This is a genomic window from Brucella oryzae, from assembly GCF_041929965.1.
Classification (GTDB): domain Bacteria; phylum Pseudomonadota; class Alphaproteobacteria; order Rhizobiales; family Rhizobiaceae; genus Brucella; species Brucella oryzae.
The window spans coordinates 1-23588 of the sequence record NZ_JBHEEO010000019.1; the positions used below are offsets into that span (position 1 = coordinate 1).

Sequence of the window (23588 nt, forward strand, 5' to 3'; positions counted from 1 at the left end):
AGCCATGATCCACATTGCTCTCGGAGCCCTACTCATCAGGCGAATTGCTCATTGAAGACCTTTTTCAAAAGGACTCTCAGTTTTCAGCGCTCGCAGGTCGCTGAAAATCCTGGGCTTACGCCGCGGAACGAATAGGCCGGTCCGTCAATTTTATTTGGGGCGTCCTGGTTGGCGATCAGGCGAAAGCGGTTATTGAAGCTGACCAACTTCAAACCGATATTATATTATTGGAAGAATGTTGCGATATGAGACTATTTTTTATTGTTTTGGCGCTTGCCCTGATTAGCTGGTCGAATGTCGCTTCTGCAGCCGGGCCGAAGAGAAATTTCGGCATAGAGTGCCGACGCATTCCCATTCAGGGGACAGGTTCTCCAGATGCAGTCACACGGCCATCCTGGGCGATGCCCTTGTCGAATCCCGCTGGCCAACGGTCACAACGTGCCGTCGTCTATCCGAAGGCGGTGCCGTCACCGCAGCTTTTCCGCTATGAGTGCGGACGCTAGTGTGGTGGATTTGAAGTTCCTGTCATTTGGATGGCATCTGCGTTCAGCAACTTCAAATCCGTAAGCAACCTCGCTCCTGTATGAGACGAATTTCGGATTCGCCACACTAAGTCTGCGCAACCGAATTAGGCTCCGCAGACCGATTTCAGGGGTCAGTAGGGGCTGTCGACCTTGCCCATCTCTACATAGACAGTCTTGATCTGGCTGTAATGGGCAAGGGCTGCAATACCGTTTTCGCGTCCGATACCGGATTGCTTGTAGCCGCCGAACGGTACTTCTACCGGCGTCAGGTTATAGGCGTTGATCCAGCATGTCCCGGCCTTGATCTGGCCGATGACGCGATGGCCGCGCGCAATATCGGCGGTGAACACACCCGCTGCCAGACCGAACTCGGTATCATTGGCGCGTGCGATCACTTCCTCCTCGTCGGAGAATTCCAGAACGCTCATCACCGGCCCGAAAATCTCCTCGCGCGCGATGGTCATGTCGTCGGTCACATCCGTAAAGACGGTCGGCTCAATGAAATAGCCTTTGTCGAAACCCTGCAGCTTCGGCACGCCGCCGCCGCAGGCGAGTGTCGCGCCTTCTGCCTTGCCCTTTTCAATATAGGACAAAACCTTGTCGCGTTGGGAGGCGTTGACGAGCGGACCCATCTGTGTTGCTTCATCCAGCGGATCGCCAATGCGGATTTTTCGCGTGCGTTCGACCAGCCGCTCGACAAAGCGCTCGCACACCTTCCTGTGAACGAAGACGCGGGTGCCGTTCGAACAGACCTGACCGGTCGAATAGAAATTGCCGAGCATCGCGCCGCCAATGGCGCTTTCAAGATCGGCATCGTCAAAGATGATGATCGGTGACTTGCCGCCAAGTTCCATGGTCACGTGCTTCAGGTGTTCGCCTGCCTGCGCCATGATGCGCTTGCCGGTCGGCACCGAGCCGGTGAGGGACACCTTGGCTGTCAGGCGATGATTGACGAGCGCGGCACCCACATCGCCAAAGCCCTGCACGACATTGAAGAGACCGTCGGGGAGACCTGCTTCCTTATAGGCTTCAGCCAATGCGAGCGCTGAAAGCGGCGTGTTTTCGGACGGCTTGAAGATGAAGGCATTGCCCATGGCGAGCGCCGGCGCCGATTTCCACGCCGCGATCTGGATCGGATAATTCCACGCGCCGATACCGACGCAGATGCCGAGCGCTTCGCGGCGCGTATAGGCAAACGAACCGCCAAGCTCCACGAACTCGCCGTTGAAGCCGGAAATGATGCCGCCGAAAAACTCCAGCGCATCCGCTGCCGAGGCGGCATCCGCAACGAGGGTTTCCTGAAGCGCCTTGCCGGTATCCAGCGTTTCGAGCTTCGACAGCTTCTTGTTTTTCTCACGAAGGATTTCCGCTGTGCGGCGCAGGATGCGGCCACGCTCGACGGGCTTCAAGGCTGCCCATTCGCCCTGCGCCTTCAGCGCCGCCGCGTAGGCCGCTTCGATCACATCGGGCGTCGCCGAATAAAGCTTCGCAATCTCTTCGCCGGTTGCCGGATAGATGACCGGCAGCGGCTTGCCCGCCTTGTCTTCCACGAATGCGCCGCCAATGAAGTGCGAGGCTTTGGGTTGTGCTTTCATTGTTGGTTCCTTGTTTAAGGCAGTAGGGCAGTAAGGCAGTAGGGCAGTATGTTTTTAAGCGCAGGGAACATGACCTATCTATTGTTTTACGCATGTCTTTAGCCCGAAACCGGTTCCCACTCTCGGGAGACATGCTCTAACATATTGCCCTACTGCCTTACTGCCCTATTCCCCTGGACCGCGTCAGCGGTCTGCCTCCCTCCACCGCGGATTGATCCAAGGCTCCTGATTGGAGCGCGCGAGCGGCGTACGACCGAGAATATGATCGGAGGCCTTTTCGCCGACCATGATCGACGGGCCGTTGAGATTGCCGTTGGTAATGCGCGGGAAGATGGATGAATCCGCAACGCGCAGGGCTTCGACACCGATCACCCGGCATTCAGCATCGACCACTGCCATTGGATCGTCAACCGCACCCATTTTGCACGTACCGCATGGATGGAAGGCGCTTTCAACATGCTCGCGGATGAAATTGTCGATTTCATCGTCGCTTTGAACATGCGCGCCGGGCTGGATTTCCGCGCCGCGATAGGCGTCGAATGCTTTTTGTCCGAAGATTTCCCGCGTCAGCCGCACGCAGTGGCGGAAATCGGCCCAGTCATCTTCATGCGACATATAATTGAACTTGATGACAGGCTTTTCGCGGGGGTTGGCGGAGCGCAATGTCACACTGCCGCGAGATTTCGACCGCATTGGCCCGACATGGGCCTGAAAGCCGTGCGATTGCGCTGCCGCCTTGCCGTCATAGCGGATGGCGACCGGCAGGAAGTGATACTGGATGTCGGGATATTCCACACCTGCCTTCGAGCGCACGAAAGCAGCGGATTCGAAATGGTTCGTCGCGCCGTCGCCCGTCTTGAAGAACAGCCACTCCGCACCGATTTTCGCTTTCGAGAACAGGTTCAGCTTGGAGTAGAGTGTGATCGGCTGTGTGCATTCCTGCTGGATATAGACCTCAAGATGGTCCTGCAGGTTCTGGCCGACGCCGGGACGATCCGCCACCACGTCGATGCCGTGTTGTTTCAGTTGTTCGGCCGGTCCGATGCCGGAAAGCATGAGAAGCTTGGGCGAATTGATCGATGAAGCGGCAATAATGACCTCGCGCCGCGCACGGATGGTCGAGAAGCTGCGGCCTGCCTCGATTTCAACACCAACCGCGCGCTTGCCCTCAAGCACGATCTTGCGGGCCAGGCCCTTGACCAGCTTGACATTCGGGCGCTTGAGGGCCGGTTTCAGATAGGCATTGGCGGCAGACCAGCGACGACCATTATGGATCGTCTGCTCCATCGGGCCGAAGCCTTCCTGCTTCTCGCCATTATAGTCTTCCGTGACTTCAAAGCCCGCTTCATGGCCCGCCTCGACAAAGGCATGAAACAGCGGATTGTCGCGCTTGCCGCGCTGGATATAGAGCGGGCCGCTGGTGCCGCGCCAGCCTTCCTGACCGCCGCTCGAATTTTCCATGCGCTTGAAATAGGGCAGCACATCGGCATAGGCCCAGCCGCGCGCGCCGCTTTCCGACCAATAGTCGTAGTCGCGCGCATGGCCTCGGACATAGACCATGCCATTGATCGAAGATGAACCACCAAGCACCTTGCCGCGCGGGGTGACAAGGCTGCGCCCGCCAATATGCGGTTCCGGCTCGGTGGAAAAGCCCCAGTCATAGGTTTCCATATTCATGGGGAAGGAGAGGGCGGCTGGCATCTGGATCAGCGGGCCGACGTCCGGCACGCCATATTCAATGACGATTACCGAATAGCGACCGTCTTCCGAGAGACGGTAGGCCATGGCCGATCCGGCCGAACCGGAGCCGATGATGACGAAATCCGCTTCCATGCTCATTTTGCCCCCATAAGCTGAACTGCGATGTAATCTTCCACCAGCGCTATGGCCGAGGCAGCATCAGGCGCGTCGGCGCCGAGCGCGTGACGGATATAGAGACCATCGATCATGGCACCCGCGCCTTCAGCAATGCGGCTGGCCCGCTCGCGCGTTGTCAGGTGTTCAAGCGCAAAAACGAGGTTCGAATGCAGGCGACGCGCATAGATGCGCAAAAGTCGACGCGTCTCCTCCGACTGCTGCGCATGCACGTAGAAGGTGAGCCAGGCCGCAATTGTTTCCTGCGCGAATTGCGATGCGGAAAAATTGACCGCGATGATCGCAGCGATGCGCTCCTGTGGCGTTTCAGTCCGTCCAATGGCGGCGTTCAGATCCTGCCCCAACTCGCGCAGCAGGTGGCGCATCGTGGCGAGAATGAGCTTGTCCTTGCCGCCGAAATAATGATGCGCGAGCGCGGGCGAAACGCCTGCCTCATGGGCGATCTGCGCAACGGTCACGTCCAGCGAACCGCGCTGGCCGATAGTGCGAATGGCGGCATCGATCAGTTCGCGCCGCCGCAAGGGTTCCATCCCGATCTTGGGCATAATCGTGGTCCGTTCTCAGGCTAATTACCGGCCATTCTAACGTTGATTGACTCATCAATCAATAAAAACCAGATATGCAAATCATGCATTTACCGTCGTAACAGTGGGTGGCTTGTATGACAGGGAGCCTTGCCGGGGAGGCGCCAACTGCTTACATTCAACTGATGAGCAGAGCTTTCACCAAAGAACAGGATGATGCGCCAACCGATCTCGGTGAGCGCCCGGTCAGTCCGCATCGCAATCTCGTCACGCCGACGGGCCTGAAGATGATCGAGGATGAAATCGCCCGACTGCAGCGCGAACTTGCGGATGCCAATGTCGCTGGCGAACGTTCGGCGATTGCGCGTATCTCACGCGATCTGCGCTACTGGACGGCGCGGCGCGAAAATGCCGAGCTTTCGGTTCCCGCTCCCGACAGCGATGTCGTGCGTTTCGGCATGACGGTGGAACTGGAAAATCTGGACGACGGCAAGGTCCGCCGCTGGACCATCGTGGGCGAGGACGAAGCCGATCCGTCCAACGGCAAGATTTCCCACGTTGCGCCGGTCGCGATCCTGCTGTTCGGCAAGCCGGTCGGAGATGTCGTGAAAATCAATAATGTCGAATGGGAAATCGTGTCGCTTAGAGCATAATCCGACCGGAGTGCAACGAGGATCGACAAGATTATGCTTTGGAAAGAAAAGCTTAGAGCGCCGATCTGATCCAATCAGATCAAACCGCGCTCTAAGGTTGTTTAGTCTTCGTCTAAAGCGACGGTATGGTCGCGGAAAAACGCCGCAGCACCCAATTCATCGATTTCACTCGTCGAAACCATCAGGACGAGCTGGATAATGTCTTCCTGTTCGGCCTCAAGACTGAAACCATTGAAATAAAGAAACAAGTCGGCGGCAGCCAATCCTGTTCTCTTGTTGCCATCCACGAAAGGATGGTTCTTCAGCACTCTGAACAGATAGGCCGCCGCCAGGTCGAAAATATCCAGATCGCCATAGGCTTCCTTTTGCAGCGGACGCGCAAATGCTGAATCAAGCAAGCCGTTATCGCGAATACCCGCTGCACCGCCATGCAGACGCAACTGCTCCCGATGCAGTGCCTCTATGAATGCCCGCGAATGAAAGTCGATCATTGAGCGAGCACGCGATAAGCGGTCTCGTATTTTTTCATCCGCTCGCGGGCGATCTTCATTTTCTTCTCGAAGATTTCCGGGTCTTCCGTGCTCCTGGTCAGTCTCAGCCCATCCTTGTCTGCGGTCAGGACCAGAGTGTCGCCAGTTTGTACGTTCAACTGCTCCAGCATTTCCTTCGGGATGATCACACCGTCGGAATTGCCGATTTTGCGCAGGGTTACGTACATGGCTTTTCTCCTATGTTATAACGCATGATATAACATGGTGCGCCTGTGGTGTCACCACAAGCTACAGCCAGCCCTTGCGACGGAAATAATAGAGCGGCAGCAGAGCGGAAGCGACCATCAGGCCCAGCGCCATCGGATAGCCCCATGGCGATTGCAGCTCCGGCATGAAAGAGAAGTTCATGCCGTAGATGGAAGCCACCAGTGTCGGCGGCATGAAGCCGACCGCCGCCACAGAGAAAATCTTGATGATGGCGTTCTGCTCCACCGAAATCAGCCCGACGATCGTATCGAGCAGGAAGGTGACCTTGTTGGACAGAAAATCCACATAGGCGGTCAGCGATTGCGTGTCGCGCTCCAGCGACTTGATCCAGCTGCGGGTTTCCTTCTTGCCGGATGCGGGATTGTTCGTCGCCGACAGATAGACCAGCATGCGGCTGATGCCCGCCAGACTTTCGCGCATTCGCGAGAGAAAGGTTCCCTGTCCGCCGATCTGGGTCAATATGTGCCGGAAGTCCTGCGTCGTCATCGGGCGCGCCTTTGGCTGGCGGCGATAGATGGAGTGCGAGGCGGCATCGATCTTGCCCGCCACGCCTTCCAGAATATCGGCGAGCCGGTTCGTTGTGGCTTCGGTGATGCCAAGCATGATTGACAGGCCCGAGCATTTGGGTGAGATCAACCCGTTGCCCGGCTTGGTCGAGCGCATGATATAGGTGCTGAACGATTTCGGATTGGCATAGCGCACGGTTATCAGGCGCGAACCGTGCAGGATGAAGGTGATCGGCGCCAGCTCGCGATGGTCGAGATCGACCGCATGCAGAATCGGAACGGTCAGATATTGCGCGCCGGTTTCCATGTAGAATCGGCTCGATTCCTCGATTTCCGTCATATCTTCCCGTGTCGGGATCGAGATGCCGGTCCAGGCCTCGACAATGCTGTCTTCATTGACGCCGGGAGCGAATAGATCGATCCAGATCACATTCTCGGGCAGTGGAGTACCCGGCTCGACTTCCACTTGTTCGAGGTGGTCTCCGGAAAGGCTGTAAAGTGTGATCATACTGGCACCTGAAGTCTGGCCCGAAATCTCGAGCGGCTGGATTATGGGCACTGTGCGCGAAAATTGTTAACGGAATGCGGCAGTGGTTACCAGTCTGGCGACAGGAATTTCAAATCCGCCACGCCAGCTGCAATCAGCTTGCTTCATGACGGTTGACAGCTTCATTGCACAGGTCTAATTCATCAAGTCATCAGATGACTTTGGTGAGACTATGAAGGCGATATCCCGCAAGACTTTGACGGATTCAGCCATGCAGTCGTTGCGTGGGGAAATTATGTCAGGACGCTGGTCGATAGGCGACCAGCTACCGAATGAGGCCGCACTTTCCGCAAAACTTGACGTCAGCCGTGGTACAATACGTGAAGCCGTGCGGGCGCTTGTGGCGCAGGGAATGCTGGAAACACGGCAGGGTTCGGGAACCTATGTCCGCTCCACTGCCGACACGGCGCGCAGCCTCGACCGCATCCGCCATACCAGTCTGCGTGACCGCTTTGAGACTCGGGCAGTTCTGGAAACGGAGGCGGCACGGCTTGCCGCCTTACGCATCACGTCCAAGGGGATTGCGCATCTTGAGAAAATGCTGGCACAGCGCGGCAACCGCGATGAAATCGACCGGGCAACTTTCGTGGCCCGAGACTTTGCCTTTCATGAGGCCATCGTCGCGGCCTCGGGCAATAGCGCGCTGATCGAGGTCTATGCCTTTTTCTCTGCTTCCATTCGCGAATCCATAGAAGCCACGCTCGACGGTGAACTGCCTGAGCCCAGCGATGAAGCGCATCGCCAGATCGTCGAAGCCATCGCTTCGGGTGATCCCGACAAGGCCGGAGCAACGGTTCGCCGCTTCATGGCACCCCTGATTGAAGAACTTGAAAGGTTGCTGGCATCATGAGCCACACGAACACAGCCCTGCCGGGCACGACAGAAAACGAGGCGATGCTGCTGCCTGAAGCGCTGGTTGATGCGGAAGCGGACAGCGTTCCGCCGCCGCCTGTCCAGCAACTGCCAGGCAAGGCGATGGGCATTTTGCTGGGGTTGAGCCTCGTGCTGATCGCCGCCAATCTGCGACCGGTATTTTCCAGCGTTTCCGTGCTTTTGCCGGAAATCATCGATGCCACCGGCATGTCGTCCGTTGCGGCCGGTATTCTGACCACTTTGCCGGTGGTCTGTCTTGGCGTTTTCGCGCCATTCGCACCACGGCTGGCGCAGCGTTTTGGCGCTGAACGGGTTCTGCTTGTTGTTCTGGCTGTGCTGACCGTGGGCACGGCACTTCGTGGCTTCGGTTCGCTCTCCTCGCTCTATATTGGTGCGGCGCTGGCCGGTGCCGCCATTGCAACGGGCAATGTGTTGCTTCCGGGTGTCGTCAAGCGTGACTTTCCCAAAACCGCAGCCATCATGACCGGTCTTTATACGATGGCGCTGTGCGGCGGTGCCGCAGCCGCAGCCGGTTTCACCATTCCGATCAAGGGAGTGCTCGGCGGTTCCTGGAGCCTCGCTCTGGCCTTCTGGGCCGTTCCGGCAGCAATCATTCTGATGCTGTGGCTGCCGCAGGCCATGCGTGCGAAACACAATGTCGCTCATTCGGGTTTCAAGGTTATCGGCCTGTGGAAGGACAGGCTGGCCTGGCAGGTAACCTTGTTCATGGGCCTGCAGTCTTCCACCGCCTATATCGTCTTCGGATGGCTGGCGCCGATCCTGCGTGAGCAGGGCCTGAGCCCAGCAGCTGCGGGCGGTCTGGTGTCCTTTTCCATCATGGCGCAGGTCATTACCTGTCTCGGGGTGCCTTCCATTGCCACCCGTCAGAAGAACCAGAGCCTGCTCAATGTCGTTCTCTGCGCCTGTGCGGCCTTGCCATTGATCGGGTTTCTTTACCTGCCGCAGTGGACATTCTGGATACTGGCCGTGATTCAGGGCATCGGGCAGGGTGGTCTCATCGCTGCAGCCATGATGGTGATCGTTTTGCGGGCGCCGGATTCGCACACCGCAGCCCATCTGTCCGGCATGGCACAGTGCGTCGGCTACACACTGGCTGCGATTGGACCGCTCGTTGTCGGGATGATCCACAGCGCGACTGGCAGCTTTGCGGCCTGCGGTGCGTTCTTTGCTCTGCTGGGGTTGGGGGCTGCTATCGCCGGATGGGGGGCAGGGCGCGCGCAACATGTGGGCGTGCAGGTCATCAAGGAATAGCGGCAACAAAAAACCCCGGCAAAACCGGGGTTTTTCTTTATTCCCACACGAAAGGCATCAGGCCTTTTCGTACAGCTCTTCGACGAATTCCCAATTGATGAGGTTGTCGACGAAGGCTTCGAGGTACTTCGGACGCAGATTGCGATAATCGACATAGTAGGAGTGTTCCCATACGTCGACGCCGAGGATCGGCGTTGCGCCGTGAACGAGCGGGTTTTCACCGTTTGGAGTCTTGGAAATTTCAAGCTTGCCGTTCTTGACCGACAGCCAGGCCCAGCCCGAACCGAACTGGCCGACACCGGCGGCGATGAAATCTTCGCGGAACTTGTCATAGCCGCCGAGATCGGACTCGATTGCCTTTTCAAGCTTGCCTGGCAGCTTCTTGCCGCCGCCGCCCTTCTTCATCCACTTCCAGAACTGGATGTGGTTGTAGTGCTGGCCGGCATTGTTGAAGAGGCCCTGGTTCTTGCCGTAGCTTTCCTTGACGATCTCTTCCAGGCTCTTGCCTTCGAGGCCGGAGCCTTCGAGCAGCTTGTTGCCGTTGGTGACATAAGCCTGATGGTGCTTGTCGTGATGAAGTTCAAGCGTCTCGCGCGACATGAAAGGCGCAAGGGCGTCATAGTCATACGGCAGGGCGGGCAGTTCGAAAGCCATTGGAAACTCTCCTCTTTTCTTTCAGCTTACATGGCAGCTTACGTGGGCAGCTTGCGGCGGGCCGAGCAGACGCTGCCTAAAACTTGCGTGCGGAATCTACATAGGCCGCATCGGTGCGGGCGGCAATGGCGCGAATGAGCAATTCAGCTTCAAGACAATGAATTATTATTGAAATCACAGTAGGATGGCGCAGAGTTCATTTTTCAGCATCACGGTGCGATTGCGCCTCAAGGGAGGAAATGGTGTCCCACAGTTCTTATGTCTTCGACGCTTATGGCACATTGTTCGATGTCCATTCGGCGGTGCGGCGACATGCGGATAAAGCCGGGCCGGACGGGCGGGCATTTTCCGAACTGTGGCGGGCAAAACAGCTCGAATATTCCTGGGTTCTCAGCCTGATGGGCGCCTATAGCGACTTCTGGAAACTCACCGAGGATTCGCTCGATTTTGCATTCGCGCGCTATCCTTCGGTCGATCCGGCATTACGTAATGACCTGCTCGATGCCTATTGGAAGCTCGATTGCTATCCGGAAGTGCCCGGCGCCCTCAAAAGCCTGAAGGAGAAGGGAGCGCGGCTTGCAATTCTCTCCAACGGCTCACCCGCAATGCTGGAATCCGCTGTCCGTTCGGCAGCGCTCGGCGTTCTCCTGGATGATGTCATTTCGGTCGATGAAGTCAGAAAATACAAGACCGCCCCGGCGGTCTATGAGCTCATCACCCTGCAATGGCGGCTTTATCCGTCAGCGATTTCGTTCCAGTCTTCGAATCGCTGGGACGTGGCAGGTGCGGTACGGTTCGGCATGCGCGGGGTCTGGATCAATCGGTCCAACCAGCCTGACGAATACAAGCAGTTTGCTCCGGCGCTCATCTTGCCAAGTCTTCAACTGCTCGACTGAGTTCTCACTAAAAGTTGAACTGTGCGATTTATTGAAGGCTGGCTCTAGCACCCAAAATTGTGTCGCGGCTGCAACACGAGCCATACTGGTGGGCTTTCGCCATGTTTAGGCCGCATTCCGAACGGGCGTACGCCACATTTTTCGGGCGTTTTCCGTGCAACCAATCACCGGAAACAGCCGTTTACGGACGTTTCGATAGCTCGCCGCGTATCTGCCACAATTGGCTGGGTCGCAATTCGTTAACCCTGAATGTGTATCTGTAACCCCTCCCGTCACTAAACTGGTTTTCATATGCAAACGACCCTTACCCGCCGTTCCTTTCTGACGGCAATGACAGCAACAGCGGCCGCCGGCCTGGCCGGTTGCGCTCAGTTGGGGCAGAATGTTCCAATCATCGATGTGGATCAGTCGGGCAACCCGATCAACCGCACCCCGCAGGCCAATGTCGACGCTTCCTATGGCGGCTGGGCGCAGATGTATGCCGCCGTCGAAGATGGCGGCTTCCAGCTTCCGGCAATTCCGATCCAAAAGATGGACAAGCGCTATCTGCGTCAGGTAGTGCAGGATCCAACCGGCGAAATGCCCGGTACTCTGGTCATCGATACCTCCAACCGTTTCTGCTATCTCGTTCTCGACAACGGCCAGGCGCTGCGTTACGGCGTCGGCATCGGTCGTGAGGGCTTTGCATGGTCGGGTCGTGCCGTGATCCAGTACAAGCGCCAGTGGCCGCGCTGGACCCCGCCGGACGAAATGATTGCCCGCCAGCCGGAACTGCAGCCTTATAGCGCCAAGAACGGCGGCATGGCGCCGGGCCTCAAGAATCCACTGGGCGCGCGTGCGCTGTACATTTTCCAGGATGGCAAGGACACGCTCTACCGCCTGCACGGCAACCCGGAATGGTGGTCGATCGGCAAGGCAGTCTCTTCGGGCTGCGTGCGCTTCCTGAACCAGGATATCATCGATCTTTATGATCGCGTACCGCCGAAATCACCGATTCTCGTGATGTAATGGCGCGTGCCGAAACGGCAGATCGCAAAAGCCCCGGACAGCCATCTGTCCGGGGCTTTTTCTGTGATGCTACAGGTTCACTTGCCGTTGTCTTAAAAATAAGCCACTTTCCGCGCGGACAAATCGTCGGAGCAAGGGGAGGGAAACCATGTCCGAGGAAAAAGCCGCCAAGGAAGCCGTGAAAGGGCCTGCATCCTATTTTCCGTCCATTGAGAAGAAGTACGGACAGCCCGTCCAGCATTGGCTTTCGCTGATTGAGCAGCGAAAGGGCGACAAGCATATGGAAATCGTCAACTGGCTGAAGTCGGAATTCGACATGGGGCACGGCCACGCCAATGCCCTGGTCGCCTACGCCCTCGCCAAACCGGCGAAGGCGTGACGCTGGCATTTTCTACCGCTTGAAACTGCCGAGAATGCCGCGCACGAGTGCGCGGCCCAGCGAGTTGCCAACCGAGCGGACGACGGATTTCATCGCGGCTTCCGCGACGGTCTGGCGACCGGAGCGACGGCCGGTGCCAAGTGCGGTGCCGACGAGATCGCCGAGGATGCCACCGCCGCCTTCTTCCTCTTCCTTGGTCTTTTGCTGTGCTGCGGCAGCATTTTGCGCTTTACGGGCCAGCATTTCGAAAGCGGAATCGCGATCTACAGCCTGATCGTATTGCCCGGCAACCGGGCTTGCAGCGATGATCTTCGCGCGTTCTTCCGGCGTCAGCGGGCCGATGCGTGACGAGGGCGGACGCATGAGTGTGCGCTGCACGATGGATGGCACGCCCTTGGCCTGAAGCGTGGAAACCAGTGCTTCGCCGGTGGCGAGATTGGTGATCGCCTGAAACGTGTTGAAATCAGGATTCGGACGGAACGTATCGGCTGCGGTTTTCACGGCATTGGTTTCGCGCGGCGTATAGGCGCGAAGTGCGTGCTGCACGCGATTACCAAGCTGCGCCAGAACCGTTTCCGGCACGTCGAGCGGGTTTTGCGTCACGAAATAGACGCCAACGCCCTTGGAGCGGATCAGACGCACGACCTGCTCGACACGGTCGACCAGTGCCTTCGGCGCTTCATCGAAGAGAAGATGCGCCTCATCGAAGAAGAAGACGAGCCTTGGCTTGTCGGGATCGCCAACTTCCGGCAGTTCTTCAAACAGTTCCGACATCAGCCAGAGCAGGAAGGTGGAATAGAGCCGTGGGCTCATCATCAGCTTGTCGGCGGCAAGCACGCTCACCACGCCGCGCCCATCGGTCGTGGTGCGCATCAGGTCGGAAATCTTGAGCGCTGGTTCCCCGAAGAATTTCGAGCCGCCCTGTTGGTCGAGAACCAGAAGCGAGCGCTGGATCGCACCCACCGAAGCCTTGTTCACATTGCCGTATTTGCCCGAAAGCTCGGCGGAGCGCTCCGCCATTTCTGCGAGAATGGCCTGCAAGTCCTTGAGGTCCAGAAGCAGCAAGCCTTCTTCATCCGCCAGGCGGAAGGCGATGTTCAGCACACCTTCCTGCGCGTCGGTGAGGTTCATCAGGCGCGACAGAAGCAGCGGCCCCATTTCGGAAATGGTCGCACGGACAGGGTGCCCCTGTTCCCCGAAAATGTCCCAGAAGATAACGGGCGCGGCGCGCATTTCGTACGGATCGAGCTTCACTTCCGATGCGCGCTTGAGAAGGCCGTCATTTTGAACGCCGATGGCACCGATGCCGGAAAGATCGCCCTTGATGTCGGCGCAGAAAACCGGAACGCCAGCCGCCGAAAAGCTTTCGGCCAGAACTTGCAGCGTGACCGTTTTACCGGTGCCGGTCGCGCCGGTGACGAGGCCGTGCCGGTTGCCATATTTCAGCGCTAGATATTCCGGCTGCTGGTAGGAGTCGTCCGGCTTGCGGCTCGCGCCAAGAAAAATAGCGTCTTCGGCAGTCATCAGGCAGCTTGCTCCCTCTGTTCAACTATAATAGCAGGGCGCTAAGATGCTAACGCATCACGCCCTGAAAATGCTCAATTGCCGCACGGGCTTAACCACGTCTCGATAAGTCAAACTCAATGAGACTTGGTATAACTTACGATATAGAGCAAAATCCGGCCGGAGTGAAACGAGGATCGGTAAGATTATGCCGGATCGCGACCCTCAACGCTCAGGATAGCCGTTCGGGTGGGCTGGAATGGCTTTCAGATAGGTGGCAATGGCGTTTCGGTCCGCCTCGGTGAGATGGGCCATATTCGCAACCACATCGGTCATCGATCCGCCGAGCGAATCGAAATCCGGGGTAAAGCCGCTCTGCAATGCATAGGCGATATCGTTCTCGCTCCAGCCGCCAATGCCTGCTTCATCGGGCGTGATGTTCGGCACAACGCCGCGTTTTCCATCGCTGCCGGTCTCCGGCGACAAGGCTCCGGCGAGCCATTTGCCGGTATCCAGCCCGCCAATCGCATTGCGCGGCGTGTGGCATTCGCCGCAATGGCCGAGTGCTTCTGTCAGATACTGGCCGCGTTTCACCTGATCGGAGGCATTTGAAATTTCCACCGCAGGCTGGTCGGACAGATATAGCTGCTTCCAGAGGCCGAGCCCGCGCCGGATATTGAACGGGAAGGAAAGCTTGTGCGGCGCTGCGACATTGTCGGAGGGCGGCAGCGTTTTCATGAAGGCAAAGAGATCGGCCACATCCTGCGGCTGCATTTTGGTATAAGAGGTGTAGGGGAAGGACGGATAAAGATGTTCATCCTGCTTGCCGACGCCCTTCAGCATCGCATTGGCAAAGTCCTGGATAGTCCAGGTGCCGATACCCTGATCGGACGGGGAAATATTGGGCGCAATGAAAGTCCCGAAATCCGAAACCAGTTCGTGCCCGCCCGCCAGAACCTTGCGCGCATCGCCTGATGCCCCCGGCGCGGCGTGACAGGAAGCACAGCCGCCCGCCCAGAAAACCTGTTCGCCCTTGACTGGATCGCCAGGCTTCATCGCGTCCAGAATGGTCGCGTCCACTTTCTGTGGCGCGGTCAGAATCCAGAAAGCCGCAGCTCCAACGACGACCACGGCGCCTGCGACATATGCCAGTTTTCGGACCATTTCATCGGTTCCCGTATGGCGGTTCCGGCGCGAACCGGACCGCTCTTATGATCGCTATTCAGCGTAACAGTTCCAATGTGCGAAGGCGCTGGAAAACTGCACCGCACTTTGTCGGAAATGCCTTCGCACACCGAATTTTCCGTCCGGTGCGCTCTGTGTCAATTGTGAAGATCAGTTCTTCTTGACGCGATAGGCCTGATGGCAGGAACCGCAATTGGCGGCGACCTGTTGGAAGGCTGGTTTCAGCGCATCGAGATCCTGCGGCTTGGCAGCCAGTCCTGCAGCCGCATCGGTCTGGAATTTTTCAACGTGCTTGACGAAATCGTCCTTGTTTTCCCAGATTTTCGGTGAGGCTTCGGTGTCGCCCTGATCGGAACCTGCCGGGAACAAAGCGTCCACATCCAGTTTCTTGGCATCGGCATCGATCTTCTCCAGCGCTGCAAGCGCTGTGGCGGCATCGAATGGCTTCTCGCCTTTGATCATGGGAGCAATCGACCCGACCGAACGTCCAAGATCCTTCATGATTGCCTGACGATCGGCAGTGACATCGGCCTGCGCGACACCGGTAACCAATACCGCCGCAGAGCTGACAGTCAGAAAAAACAAACGCATGCGATCCTCCGCATTTAAAAATTGAACAGACTTCGTCCCTTGGTTCAAATATCCGATACAATGCAGCACATTGCAATCATCGCATCGGCTAAATCCCCAATGCGGCAAGTATCATCCTGAGTTGACAGTGGTTATTACACTGGTTTCACGTTATCGTGAAAAATATGACTGATATACTATTGTTTATACTGAGCCGGGTTTGTCGGGGCAGTACAAACAAAAAAAGCCCCGGAAAAACCGGGGCCTTTTCAAGCGTATGAAGTTCGATCAGACAAACTGGCCGAGGCCCGGAATGGCGCCGATGACGGCGTCAACCGGTTCGTCACCGGCCTTTTCCTTGGCAAAGCGGATGGTTTCCTTGGCAACGCCGGAAATTTCACCCATGCCGAGGCCCGCACCCATCAGCTGGGAGCCGAGACCCATCACGCCGCCCATCAGGCCAGACAGGAAGCCGCCGCCCTTGACCTGCGCGATTGCTTCTTCAGCGCCGGGAAATGCTGCCAGAAGCTTCTGGACTTCCGCTGCCGGGCCTTCCTTCTGCAGGAAGGCGAGGATCATGCCGACTGCCTTTTCTGCCGTTGCCGCATCGATGCCAACTTTGGAGGTGATGCGTGCGATCAGTTCTTCCATGGAAACTCTCCCAAAAATCTTACGTTTACGTAATATGCATTCTCGCCTTCGCTTTGCAAGCCGCCATGAGCGAAAATATTAGAGCATGATTCCGAAAAGTGGGAACCGGTTTTCGGATAAAATCATGCTCAAACAAAAACTTAGAGCAAGACGACGATAAAACTTACAAACATCCCGCTCTTGGAGAATATGACTCGTGAGGTGACGAGATAATTACGCTGTTCGAATTTCCTGCAATTCCAGTTCCTCGATCATGACCTGCCGCATGACGAATTTCTGAATCTTGCCGGTTACGGTCATTGGAAACTGATCCACGAAGCGGATATGGGCCGGAACCTTGTAATGGGCGATCCGCTGCCGACAATATTCAATCAGTTCTTCCTCGGAAAGCTGGCCGTCCTTGTGCAGCTTGACCCAGGCACAGATGATTTCGCCGAATTTCCGGTCGGGAATGCCGAATATCTGGACATCGCTGATCGCGGGATGGGTAAAGAGGAATTCTTCAATCTCGCGCGGATAGATGTTCTCGCCGCCGCGAATGATAAGATCCTTGATGCGTCCGACGATGTTGCAATAGCCTTCCTCGTCTATCGTTGCGAGGTCTCCGGTGTGCATCCATCCTGCATCGTCGATAGCGCCGGCTGAACTTTCCGCATCGTTCCAGTAACCGCGCATGACGCTATAGCCGCGCGTCAGCAATTCGCCCTTTTCGCCACGCGGCACCACCTTGCCATCTGCATCGACGATCTTCACTTCCAGATGCGGGTGAATGCGCCCGACTGTGGAGACGCGCCGCTCCAGCGGATCGGTCGTCGAACTCTGGAAACTGACCGGGCTTGTCTCGGTCATGCCATAGGCGATGGTGATTTCGCTCTGGTGCATCTCGCTCACTACACGCCGCATCACTTCAATAGGGCAGGGCGATCCGGCCATGATGCCGGTGCGCAGGCTGGTCAGGTCGAAGCGGCTGAATTCCGGGTGATCGAGCATTGCAATGAACATGGTCGGCACGCCATGCAGCCCGGTGCATTGCTCCTCTTCAACGGTCTGGAGCGTCAGGAGAGGGTCGAAACTGTCGTTCGGGACCACCATGCAGGAGCCGTGAGTGACGCAGGCAAGATTACCGAGCACCATGCCGAAGCAATGATAGAACGGCACCGGAATGCAGAGCCGGTCCTGTTCGGAAAGCTGCATCGCCTCGCCGACGAAAAACCCGTTATTGAGGATATTGTGATGGGAGAGCGTCGCGCCCTTCGGACTGCCGGTCGTGCCGCTGGTGAACTGGATATTGATGGGATCGTCGAATTGCAGGTCTTGGGCAAGCTCTGCCAGTTCTTCGCGCGTGACATCATCGCCGGATTGGGCGACGTCACCGAAATTCAGCATGCCGGAGGTTTGTTCCGCACCCAGCCGGATCACGCAGCGCAGCATGGGAAGCCGCTCGGATATCAGATGACCGGGCCGGGCTTCATCCAGTTCGGGTACGATGCTGCGCAGGATATCGATATAGTTGCTGGTTTTCAGCGACGGCGCGAGGATAAGCGCTGCGCATTCGACCTTCCCCAGCACATATTCCAGCTCATGCGCTCGATAGGCCGGGTTGATGTTGACGAGGATCAGACCCGCCTTTGCGCTCGCAAACTGGGTGAGAATCCATTCGAGATTGTTCGGCGACCAGATGCCGAGACGCTCGCCGGGGCGCAGCCCGATGGCGAGGAAGCCTTCGGCAAGTTCGTCAGTCAATTGCCTGAGTTCGCGATAGGTCAGCCGGACATTCTGGTGTCGGACGATAACGGCCGGACGGTCGGGATATTTTTCTGCGATCTGGTCGAGGTGCCGACCGATCGTATTACCGATGAGAAGCTTGTCGCTCGCACCATGAACATAGCTGGGAACATAGCTGGCCTGCTGCATTTCCGATCCTCCCAAACCGAAGATGACGCCCGAAGGCGATGCATCAAGTGATGGGAGGATGCCATTCGCGGAGCTTCGTGGAAACCGCAGTTTTTATGTTCGGGTTCAGCGCTTGGTGCAACGCACCAGCGTAGCGGCACCGGCATTGGTATATTTGCTCTGCATCGTATAGAGCCAACCCTTGCATTCCGACATGCTGCTGAAGCACCGGACACGGTCGATCGGGACCAGCCCGTCGCCGCCGGTGATGAAGGGCGAGTCGTCCACGCCGCTGAACTGGCCGACGATGATGCCGCTGCCTCTTCTCGGCACGCTGCAGCGCTGACCGGCAAATTCGCCCACATCCTTGCGCACCTGCGCCTCTGCCGACATCGGCAGCGCGACAAGGCCCAAAACCGCGAGCGAGGCGGAAGTGAGGCAAACAGCAATGACCTGACGCAGCATCGGTCTCTCCCTAAAAAGAATAGCTATTGAACAATACTATAAGATCATAAGCGAAATAGCGCGTTCTTCCAGAGCATGTCTCCCGAAAGTGGGAACCGGTTTCAGGATAAAGACATGCGTAAAAAGAAGGAAGCATCGCACCCATAAAATCTGGATGCGATGCTTGTTTTCAAGGCTCAGAGCGTATCGCCCGCCTTGCCCGTCACCTTGAGCGCGAAGGCATAGGTGTAGGCAACTTCTTCCAGCCGCGAGAAGCGACCCGACGCCCCGGCATGGCCCGCATCCATATTGATGCGGAACAGGACTGGATGATTGTCGGTCTTGAGCTCACGCAGTCTGGCGACCCACTTGGCAGGCTCCCAATACGTGACGCGCGGATCGGTAAGCCCGGCCACGGCCAATATGGCCGGATAGGCCTGAGAACTGACATTATCGTAGGGTGAATAGCCCGCAATGGTCCGGTAATCCGCTTCCGATGTGATCGGATTGCCCCATTCGGGCCATTCCGGCGGGGTAAGCGGCAGGGTGTCGTCCAGCATCGTGTTCAGCACGTCGACGAACGGCACTTCGGCAATGATGCCGCCGAATGCGTCGGGGGCCATATTGGCAATCGCGCCCATCAGCATGCCGCCTGCCGAACCGCCATGTGCAACGATGCGGTCATGACTGGTGAAGCCTTCGGCAACGAGATGCTTGGCGGCGGCAATGAAATCGGTGAAGGTGTTCACCTTCTTGTCGCGCTTGCCGTTTTCATACCAGGCGAAACCCTTGTCCTTGCCGCCGCGGATATGCGCGATGGCGTAGACGAAACCGCGATCCACGAGCGACAGCCGCGACGTGCTGAAGCTTGCGGGAATGGTGATGCCATAGGAACCGTAGCCATAAAGCAGGCAAGGGGCCGAGCCGTCGAGCTTCGTATCCTTGTGATAGAGCAGGGACACCGGCACCAGTTCGCCGTCCGGTGCCTTGGCGAAGACCCGGCGGGTGACATAGTCTTGCACATTGTGACCGGAAGGAACTTCCTGCGTCTTCAAAAGCGTCCGCTCGCGCGTGCGCATATTATAGTCGAAGAGCTGTTCCGGTGTCGTCATGGACGAATAGGAGAAGCGGATCACATCCGTATCATATTCGGCGCTGCCATGAAGGCCGAGCGAATAGGCCTCCTCGTCGAAGGCAATGGCATGTTCCTCGCCGGTTTCGCGGTCGCGGATCACGATGCGCGGCAGGCCGTTATCGCGTTCCATCCAGACAAGGTGATGCTTGTAGGCCGAATGCGACAGGATCAGCCGTCCCGGCTTTTCCGCCACGACCTCCACCCAGTTTTCCGGCTGCGGCGAGATGGCAGGCGCCTGACAAATCTTGAAATCCTTGGCGCCATCCGCATTGGTCAGGATGTAGAACACATCGCCGCCCGGCGCGATGTCATATTCCGTACCGGTCTTGCGCTCCATGACGAGCTGCGGCTTTGCCGCCGGATCGCTGGCAGGAAGGAGCCAGCATTCCGACGTCTCATGGTCGTGAATGTCGATGAAGATATAGTCGTCCAGCGCCGAGCCGCCGACGCCGAGGAAAAAGCCCGGGTCCTTTTCTTCGTAGATCAGCCTGTCGTCCGACTGGTCCGTGCCTACCTTGTGATAGAAGACTTTGGACGGTCGATGGTTCTCATCGAGCCGCGTATAGAAGAAGCCCTTGCTCTCCGCATCCCAGGCACCGCCGCCATTCGTATCGGTGACGATGTCTTCAAGGTCTTTCATGGATGTGAGGTCACGGACTTTCAGCTTGTAGAATTCCGAACCCTTGTCGTCATAGCCCCAGATCAAAAGCTTGTGATCCGGCGCATGGTCGGCCGATGCAAGGCGGAAATAGGCCTTGTCCTTGCCTTCGATATCACCGTCGAGAAGGATGGTTTCTGCGCCGCCGTCACGCGGCGTGCGAATGAAATAGGGCTGTTCGCCACCGGTGCGATAGGACACGCCATAGGCGAAAGGGCCATCCTTGGCGGGAACGGACGAGTCGTCTTCCTTGATGCGCCCGCGCATTTCGGCAAACAGGCTTTTCTGCAGCGCCTCCGTGTCCTTCATCAGTTCTGCCTGATATGTATTCTCTGCTTCCAGATGCATACGTATTTCAGGGGACAGAACCGACGGATCCTTGAATACTTCCTGCCAGTTATCTGCACGCAGCCAAGCATAGTCGTCGGTGCGCGTGATCCCGTGGCGGGTGTCATTGACTGGATGCTTGGGTGCGTGCGGCGGTTGAAGTTGGGAGGAGTTTTGAGACATCCACAATTCCGATGAAAACTGTTTCGATTTGCTGCAAGGCCGGTAAGCCGTGCCTTCGGGCGGGTGATACTGGTGTTTATATAGTTGGCGGAGAAGGCGAAAGCGAGTTGATTCCGTTGAAATATATTTGAACAATGCCTTTTTGAGGCCCGATTCTGCCGTCAAAAGCTACGTAACGGAAGCATGTTAGTCTTGAACTTCGTACAAGAAAACTTGAGGGAGAAAACTATTGCTAACGTTGTCCGGGCAAATTAAAGGAAGCCGTGCAGTGAACTGTGGCTTCATCCATATCCTTCAATAAATGACAGGGGCGGCGACGTGAACACGTTGCGATTCAAAGTTTCCCTATCGTAGCAAGGTTGAGTTCGAGTTTTTCTATTTGCCGATTCAAGAAGAAAGACTTGTTATTAATGTAATGTGGTTTGACAATTCTATTGCAAATGACATTGTCAACTGGTATTCGCAATCGCGAACGGATGGGGGCAGAGTTTTGGAATACGTAACGACGATGGCAGGCGGGGATCTCCAGTCGTCGATTACGCAACAATAAGAAGTAAAAGGAAATCTGATGGAAAATCTGGACACGCACGACGAAAGCGCAGAACTGCTTCTGAGCCTTACTGCAGATGTTGTCGCTGCTTATGTCGGCAATAATTCGATTCGTGCAGGCGAACTGCCGTTACTGATCGCTGAAGTACATGCTGCTTTCAAGCGTCACGTCGAACGTGAAGAAGCGCCTGTCGTTGTTGAGAAGCCGAAGCCCGCAGTCAATCCGAAGAAGTCGATTCACGACGACTACATCATCTGCCTTGAAGACGGCAAGAAGTTCAAGTCACTGAAGCGTCACCTGATGACGCATTACAACATGACGCCTGAACAGTACCGTGAAAAGTGGGATCTCGACCCGAACTATCCGATGGTCGCTCCGAACTACGCTGCTGCTCGTTCGCGTCTGGCGAAGAAGATGGGCCTGGGCCGCAAGCCTAAGGAAGCTTAATAGACCTGACTCCCGGACAGGACGCGCTTTGTCGCATCTGTTCTGTGAACTTTATAGAAATGGCCGTTATCGTCGAGCTTGTGCTTGTCGATAACGGCCATTTTGTTTTGGGTTTGAGCTCTTCCGGAAGTTGATGATCTTTTCATCCGATCCGGTCGAATGCCTGCTTCAATGCAATATGCCGGTTCAGGTCGTAACTCCAATGGCCGCACGCTCCCTTCAGTCGCTCCCTTTCCATGAGACGTGTGAGACGTCGTTTGGTTCGTTCCTTCTCTTCCTGTGAGGCTTTGAGAACTTCATCCAGATCGATACCCGCAATGATCTGCAAGGCAACCTGCTGCATCGCCGTCAATTGATTCTGTTTTTGCCGGGCAAAAAATAGTGTGCGGGCATGTTTGAGTTCCGCTTCCATGGCCATTTTCCTCATTCTCAGATGCGAATAAGCATGCGCCATGTCAGATAGTGTTGGATAATATTCCTAGAATTTGCCGGTTTTTCCTGTAAGATAACCGCTGACCATGCAGGATTGAGGCGCATTAATGTTGCGTTGACAAGGCCTTAGCTCATCTTAGAACTTGCGAAAATAACCAAAGACGACAGTTCTTTTTACGAAACTTATCCACACTTGCAATTTCCTCCGTATAAGAAGATATTCCTATTCTGGTGAGGGAAGATGAATGTCTTTGGAACTATCGGATGTCATTCATACGCGGGCGGAAGCTTTCGAAGCATTGAAGCTGATTGCTGCACGGCACGGGCGAAGCCTTAGCCTTGAAAGGGTGGAAGGGACCGCTGACCGGTCGCGGCAGCAGCAGAATGTAGCGCTGTGCGATGCTCTCATCGATTTGCTTGTGGCAATGTTTGGAGTTTCCGGCACAGAGCTGCGGTCTCCGTTGCGGTGCCGCCGCGAGGTTGCCCGTGTCCGGCAGATCGGTATGTACGTCGCACATACGGCTTTCGGCATGGTGATGAGTGAGGTAGCGGCCGGATTTGGGCGGGATCGAACCACGGTGATGCACGCTTGTCATCTGGTGGAAGATATGCGTGACGATACGGAATTCGATGCAATTGTCTCAACATTTGAACGAATTGCGCAAAGCGCCTTCACGGGCTGGAGGATGGCGGCATGACCACGCAACTGTCGGTATCCGAAGCGAGAATCCTGCGCTTTTTGAAACATGATGGCTGTGAGGTTCAGGATTCCGTTCGCGCTTCGCATGTGCTGCTTGCAACGGATCAGGGGACTATTGCCGCTTCCCGTGCTGAACTGGAGGCGATGCAGACAAAGGGATTGCTGCATTGGAATGAAGAGCGGCTTGTTCCATCGCAGCCCGCTAAGCGGCGTTCGAAAGATGACGGCAAACCATTACCTCGCTCGGCAAAAAACCTGCAGTCCATTGAATATGAACAGGGCGAAAGGGCCGAGATCAATCCGGAGGAATCGCCGCTGGCCATGCTCTACAGGCGCAAGAATCTGAATGGTGCTTCCTTCATTTCGGAAAGCGAGTTTCTTGCCGGTGAAAGGCTGCGCACCGACTTCACGCGCGGATCGCTGATGCCATCCGTCACGATGCGCTGGGACACCAGCGTCAGGGCTAGGCGCAGCGGACCGGGCGGCATGGCGGAACTGACCGATATTGCGCTTGCCAGCCGCATTCGCGTCGAGCGGGCATTGGAGGCGGTCGGACCGGAACTGAACGGCGTTCTTGTCGATGTCTGCTGCTTCCTGAAGGGTCTCGAAACCGTGGAACGTGAGCGGCAATGGCCCGCACGTTCGGCCAAGATGCTGCTCAAGGCCGGTCTTGCGGCGCTGCACAGGCACTATAATCCTCATGTCGAAAAGGCCCGGAATGCGGACACAATCCTGCACTGGGGAACCAACGACTATCGGCCGCATATGCGGCCACAGAATATATGAGGTGACACCCTCATTGACACCTTTCGGGGGCGGGGCTATCGCCTCTTTCTCAAAGGGACT

The 23588-nt window shown here is 56.7% G+C and carries 25 protein-coding genes; 10 read left to right on the forward strand and 15 right to left on the reverse strand.

The genetic code is table 11. The annotated features are described in order from the left end of the window. Positions 1–245 precede the first annotated feature (245 nt). Positions 246–503, forward strand: a complete 258-nt coding sequence (locus JNC70_RS17190) for a hypothetical protein (protein ID WP_374788738.1) — start codon at positions 246–248, stop codon at positions 501–503. 152 nt (positions 504–655) lie between these two features. Here JNC70_RS17190 and betB read toward each other — a convergent pair whose 3' ends face one another. The 3 genes from betB to betI all read right to left on the reverse strand — a co-directional run bounded on the left by betB (position 656) and on the right by betI (position 4539). Then, positions 656–2119, reverse strand: a complete 1464-nt coding sequence (gene betB / locus JNC70_RS17195) for a betaine-aldehyde dehydrogenase (protein WP_374788739.1) — start codon at positions 2117–2119, stop codon at positions 656–658. A 183-nt stretch (positions 2120–2302) separates the two neighbouring features. After that, entirely contained in the window at positions 2303–3952 is a 1650-nt protein-coding gene (betA, locus tag JNC70_RS17200) for a choline dehydrogenase (protein ID WP_374788761.1), read from the reverse strand. A 2-nt stretch (positions 3953–3954) separates the two neighbouring features. Next, positions 3955–4539, reverse strand: a complete 585-nt coding sequence (gene betI / locus JNC70_RS17205) for a transcriptional regulator BetI (protein WP_104755406.1) — start codon at positions 4537–4539, stop codon at positions 3955–3957. 164 nt (positions 4540–4703) lie between these two features. On the opposite strand from betI, the gene JNC70_RS17210 reads away from it, so the two are divergent. Further along, positions 4704–5171 carry a GreA/GreB family elongation factor gene (locus tag JNC70_RS17210; protein ID WP_104755407.1) on the forward strand — a complete coding sequence of 156 codons (468 nt, stop codon included), beginning with the start codon at positions 4704–4706 and terminating at the stop codon, positions 5169–5171. A 101-nt stretch (positions 5172–5272) separates the two neighbouring features. Here JNC70_RS17210 and JNC70_RS17215 read toward each other — a convergent pair whose 3' ends face one another. The 3 genes from JNC70_RS17215 to JNC70_RS17225 form a co-directional block, all read right to left on the reverse strand. Continuing rightward, on the reverse strand, positions 5273–5662 hold the full coding sequence (locus JNC70_RS17215) for a type II toxin-antitoxin system death-on-curing family toxin (RefSeq protein WP_104755409.1): 390 nt from the start codon (positions 5660–5662) through the stop codon (positions 5273–5275). Next, positions 5659–5889 (reverse strand): AbrB/MazE/SpoVT family DNA-binding domain-containing protein, encoded by a 231-nt coding sequence (locus tag JNC70_RS17220; RefSeq protein WP_104755410.1) that lies wholly within the window; start codon positions 5887–5889, stop codon positions 5659–5661. The genes JNC70_RS17215 and JNC70_RS17220 overlap by 4 nt, the downstream gene beginning before the upstream one ends. Before the next feature lie 61 nt (positions 5890–5950). Continuing rightward, positions 5951–6943, reverse strand: a complete 993-nt coding sequence (locus JNC70_RS17225) for a magnesium transporter CorA family protein (protein WP_104755411.1) — start codon at positions 6941–6943, stop codon at positions 5951–5953. A gap of 211 nt (positions 6944–7154) precedes the next feature. On the opposite strand from JNC70_RS17225, the gene JNC70_RS17230 reads away from it, so the two are divergent. Both JNC70_RS17230 and JNC70_RS17235 read left to right on the forward strand, forming a co-directional pair. After that, entirely contained in the window at positions 7155–7832 is a 678-nt protein-coding gene (locus JNC70_RS17230) for a FadR/GntR family transcriptional regulator (RefSeq protein ID WP_104755412.1), read from the forward strand. 44 nt (positions 7833–7876) lie between these two features. Beyond that, the gene (locus tag JNC70_RS17235; RefSeq protein WP_374788762.1) at positions 7877–9127 is read left to right on the forward strand and encodes a CynX/NimT family MFS transporter; all 1251 of its coding nucleotides are present in this window, start codon (positions 7877–7879) and stop codon (positions 9125–9127) included. 57 nt (positions 9128–9184) lie between these two features. Here the strand turns inward: JNC70_RS17235 and JNC70_RS17240 are convergent, their stop codons facing one another. Then, positions 9185–9781 (reverse strand): superoxide dismutase, encoded by a 597-nt coding sequence (locus tag JNC70_RS17240; protein WP_006471131.1) that lies wholly within the window; start codon positions 9779–9781, stop codon positions 9185–9187. Positions 9782–10023: 242 nt separating this feature from the next. Here JNC70_RS17240 and JNC70_RS17245 point away from each other — a divergent pair, with 242 nt between their 5' ends. The 3 genes from JNC70_RS17245 to JNC70_RS17255 all read left to right on the forward strand — a co-directional run bounded on the left by JNC70_RS17245 (position 10024) and on the right by JNC70_RS17255 (position 12064). Further along, positions 10024–10677, forward strand: coding sequence for a haloacid dehalogenase type II (locus JNC70_RS17245; protein ID WP_374788740.1), 654 nt, complete (start codon positions 10024–10026; stop codon positions 10675–10677). A gap of 291 nt (positions 10678–10968) precedes the next feature. Then, positions 10969–11685: a L,D-transpeptidase gene (locus tag JNC70_RS17250; protein ID WP_104755415.1), complete on the forward strand. Its 717-nt coding sequence runs from the start codon at positions 10969–10971 to the stop codon at positions 11683–11685. Positions 11686–11833: 148 nt separating this feature from the next. Next, positions 11834–12064, forward strand: coding sequence for a DUF4287 domain-containing protein (locus tag JNC70_RS17255; RefSeq protein ID WP_104755416.1), 231 nt, complete (start codon positions 11834–11836; stop codon positions 12062–12064). Between the two features lie 12 nt (positions 12065–12076). Here JNC70_RS17255 and JNC70_RS17260 read toward each other — a convergent pair whose 3' ends face one another. From JNC70_RS17260 to JNC70_RS17290, 7 genes are all read right to left on the reverse strand, one after another. Then, on the reverse strand, positions 12077–13588 hold the full coding sequence (locus JNC70_RS17260) for a helicase HerA-like C-terminal domain-containing protein (RefSeq protein ID WP_104755417.1): 1512 nt from the start codon (positions 13586–13588) through the stop codon (positions 12077–12079). A 204-nt stretch (positions 13589–13792) separates the two neighbouring features. Continuing rightward, complete coding sequence (locus JNC70_RS17265; protein WP_104755418.1) at positions 13793–14731, reverse strand: c-type cytochrome; 939 nt, start codon at positions 14729–14731, stop codon at positions 13793–13795. Positions 14732–14902: 171 nt separating this feature from the next. Further along, complete coding sequence (locus tag JNC70_RS17270) at positions 14903–15343, reverse strand: c-type cytochrome (RefSeq protein ID WP_104755419.1); 441 nt, start codon at positions 15341–15343, stop codon at positions 14903–14905. A 267-nt stretch (positions 15344–15610) separates the two neighbouring features. Beyond that, positions 15611–15973 (reverse strand): DUF2267 domain-containing protein, encoded by a 363-nt coding sequence (locus JNC70_RS17275; RefSeq protein WP_010661572.1) that lies wholly within the window; start codon positions 15971–15973, stop codon positions 15611–15613. Positions 15974–16186: 213 nt separating this feature from the next. Further along, positions 16187–17887, reverse strand: a complete 1701-nt coding sequence (locus tag JNC70_RS17280) for an AMP-binding protein (protein WP_374788741.1) — start codon at positions 17885–17887, stop codon at positions 16187–16189. 105 nt (positions 17888–17992) lie between these two features. After that, positions 17993–18331: a hypothetical protein gene (locus tag JNC70_RS17285; protein WP_211693680.1), complete on the reverse strand. Its 339-nt coding sequence runs from the start codon at positions 18329–18331 to the stop codon at positions 17993–17995. A gap of 176 nt (positions 18332–18507) precedes the next feature. Then, a complete protein-coding gene (locus tag JNC70_RS17290) occupies positions 18508–20613 on the reverse strand; it encodes a S9 family peptidase (protein WP_374788742.1) in 2106 nt (701 codons plus the stop codon). A gap of 568 nt (positions 20614–21181) precedes the next feature. Here JNC70_RS17290 and JNC70_RS17295 point away from each other — a divergent pair. Next, positions 21182–21610, forward strand: a complete 429-nt coding sequence (locus JNC70_RS17295) for a Ros/MucR family transcriptional regulator (protein WP_104755423.1) — start codon at positions 21182–21184, stop codon at positions 21608–21610. 142 nt (positions 21611–21752) lie between these two features. Here JNC70_RS17295 and JNC70_RS17300 read toward each other — a convergent pair whose 3' ends face one another. Beyond that, positions 21753–22022, reverse strand: coding sequence for a cytoplasmic protein (locus JNC70_RS17300; RefSeq protein WP_104755424.1), 270 nt, complete (start codon positions 22020–22022; stop codon positions 21753–21755). Between the two features lie 271 nt (positions 22023–22293). Here JNC70_RS17300 and JNC70_RS17305 point away from each other — a divergent pair, with 271 nt between their 5' ends. Both JNC70_RS17305 and JNC70_RS17310 read left to right on the forward strand, forming a co-directional pair. After that, positions 22294–22740 (forward strand): helix-turn-helix domain-containing protein, encoded by a 447-nt coding sequence (locus JNC70_RS17305; protein WP_104755473.1) that lies wholly within the window; start codon positions 22294–22296, stop codon positions 22738–22740. Next, positions 22737–23528 (forward strand): DUF6456 domain-containing protein, encoded by a 792-nt coding sequence (locus JNC70_RS17310; protein ID WP_374788743.1) that lies wholly within the window; start codon positions 22737–22739, stop codon positions 23526–23528. Before JNC70_RS17305 ends, JNC70_RS17310 begins: the two co-directional genes overlap by 4 nt. The last annotated feature ends 60 nt before the right edge of the window (positions 23529–23588 follow it).

Bases quoted from the DNA above. Each gene is read 5' to 3' on its own strand.
- betA (WP_374788761.1), bottom strand. From the start codon at position 3,952: ATGGAAGCGGATTTCGTCATCATCGGCTCCGGTTCGGCCGGATCGGCC.
- betB (WP_374788739.1), bottom strand. From the start codon at position 2,119: ATGAAAGCACAACCCAAAGCCTCGCACTTCATTGGCGGCGCATTCGTG.
- JNC70_RS17235 (WP_374788762.1), top strand. From the start codon at position 7,877: ATGCTGCTGCCTGAAGCGCTGGTTGATGCGGAAGCGGACAGCGTTCCG.
- JNC70_RS17310 (WP_374788743.1), top strand. From the start codon at position 22,737: ATGACCACGCAACTGTCGGTATCCGAAGCGAGAATCCTGCGCTTTTTG.
- betI (WP_104755406.1), bottom strand. From the start codon at position 4,539: ATGCCCAAGATCGGGATGGAACCCTTGCGGCGGCGCGAACTGATCGAT.
- JNC70_RS17275 (WP_010661572.1), bottom strand. From the start codon at position 15,973: ATGGAAGAACTGATCGCACGCATCACCTCCAAAGTTGGCATCGATGCG.
- JNC70_RS17210 (WP_104755407.1), top strand. From the start codon at position 4,704: ATGAGCAGAGCTTTCACCAAAGAACAGGATGATGCGCCAACCGATCTC.
- JNC70_RS17190 (WP_374788738.1), top strand. From the start codon at position 246: ATGAGACTATTTTTTATTGTTTTGGCGCTTGCCCTGATTAGCTGGTCG.
- JNC70_RS17225 (WP_104755411.1), bottom strand. From the start codon at position 6,943: ATGATCACACTTTACAGCCTTTCCGGAGACCACCTCGAACAAGTGGAA.
- JNC70_RS17215 (WP_104755409.1), bottom strand. From the start codon at position 5,662: ATGATCGACTTTCATTCGCGGGCATTCATAGAGGCACTGCATCGGGAG.
- JNC70_RS17230 (WP_104755412.1), top strand. From the start codon at position 7,155: ATGAAGGCGATATCCCGCAAGACTTTGACGGATTCAGCCATGCAGTCG.
- JNC70_RS17285 (WP_211693680.1), bottom strand. From the start codon at position 18,331: ATGCTGCGTCAGGTCATTGCTGTTTGCCTCACTTCCGCCTCGCTCGCG.
- JNC70_RS17290 (WP_374788742.1), bottom strand. From the start codon at position 20,613: ATGTCTCAAAACTCCTCCCAACTTCAACCGCCGCACGCACCCAAGCAT.
- JNC70_RS17250 (WP_104755415.1), top strand. From the start codon at position 10,969: ATGCAAACGACCCTTACCCGCCGTTCCTTTCTGACGGCAATGACAGCA.
- JNC70_RS17220 (WP_104755410.1), bottom strand. From the start codon at position 5,889: ATGTACGTAACCCTGCGCAAAATCGGCAATTCCGACGGTGTGATCATC.
- JNC70_RS17260 (WP_104755417.1), bottom strand. From the start codon at position 13,588: ATGACTGCCGAAGACGCTATTTTTCTTGGCGCGAGCCGCAAGCCGGAC.
- JNC70_RS17265 (WP_104755418.1), bottom strand. From the start codon at position 14,731: ATGGTCCGAAAACTGGCATATGTCGCAGGCGCCGTGGTCGTCGTTGGA.
- JNC70_RS17240 (WP_006471131.1), bottom strand. From the start codon at position 9,781: ATGGCTTTCGAACTGCCCGCCCTGCCGTATGACTATGACGCCCTTGCG.
- JNC70_RS17300 (WP_104755424.1), bottom strand. From the start codon at position 22,022: ATGGAAGCGGAACTCAAACATGCCCGCACACTATTTTTTGCCCGGCAA.
- JNC70_RS17280 (WP_374788741.1), bottom strand. From the start codon at position 17,887: ATGCAGCAGGCCAGCTATGTTCCCAGCTATGTTCATGGTGCGAGCGAC.
- JNC70_RS17295 (WP_104755423.1), top strand. From the start codon at position 21,182: ATGGAAAATCTGGACACGCACGACGAAAGCGCAGAACTGCTTCTGAGC.
- JNC70_RS17255 (WP_104755416.1), top strand. From the start codon at position 11,834: ATGTCCGAGGAAAAAGCCGCCAAGGAAGCCGTGAAAGGGCCTGCATCC.
- JNC70_RS17270 (WP_104755419.1), bottom strand. From the start codon at position 15,343: ATGCGTTTGTTTTTTCTGACTGTCAGCTCTGCGGCGGTATTGGTTACC.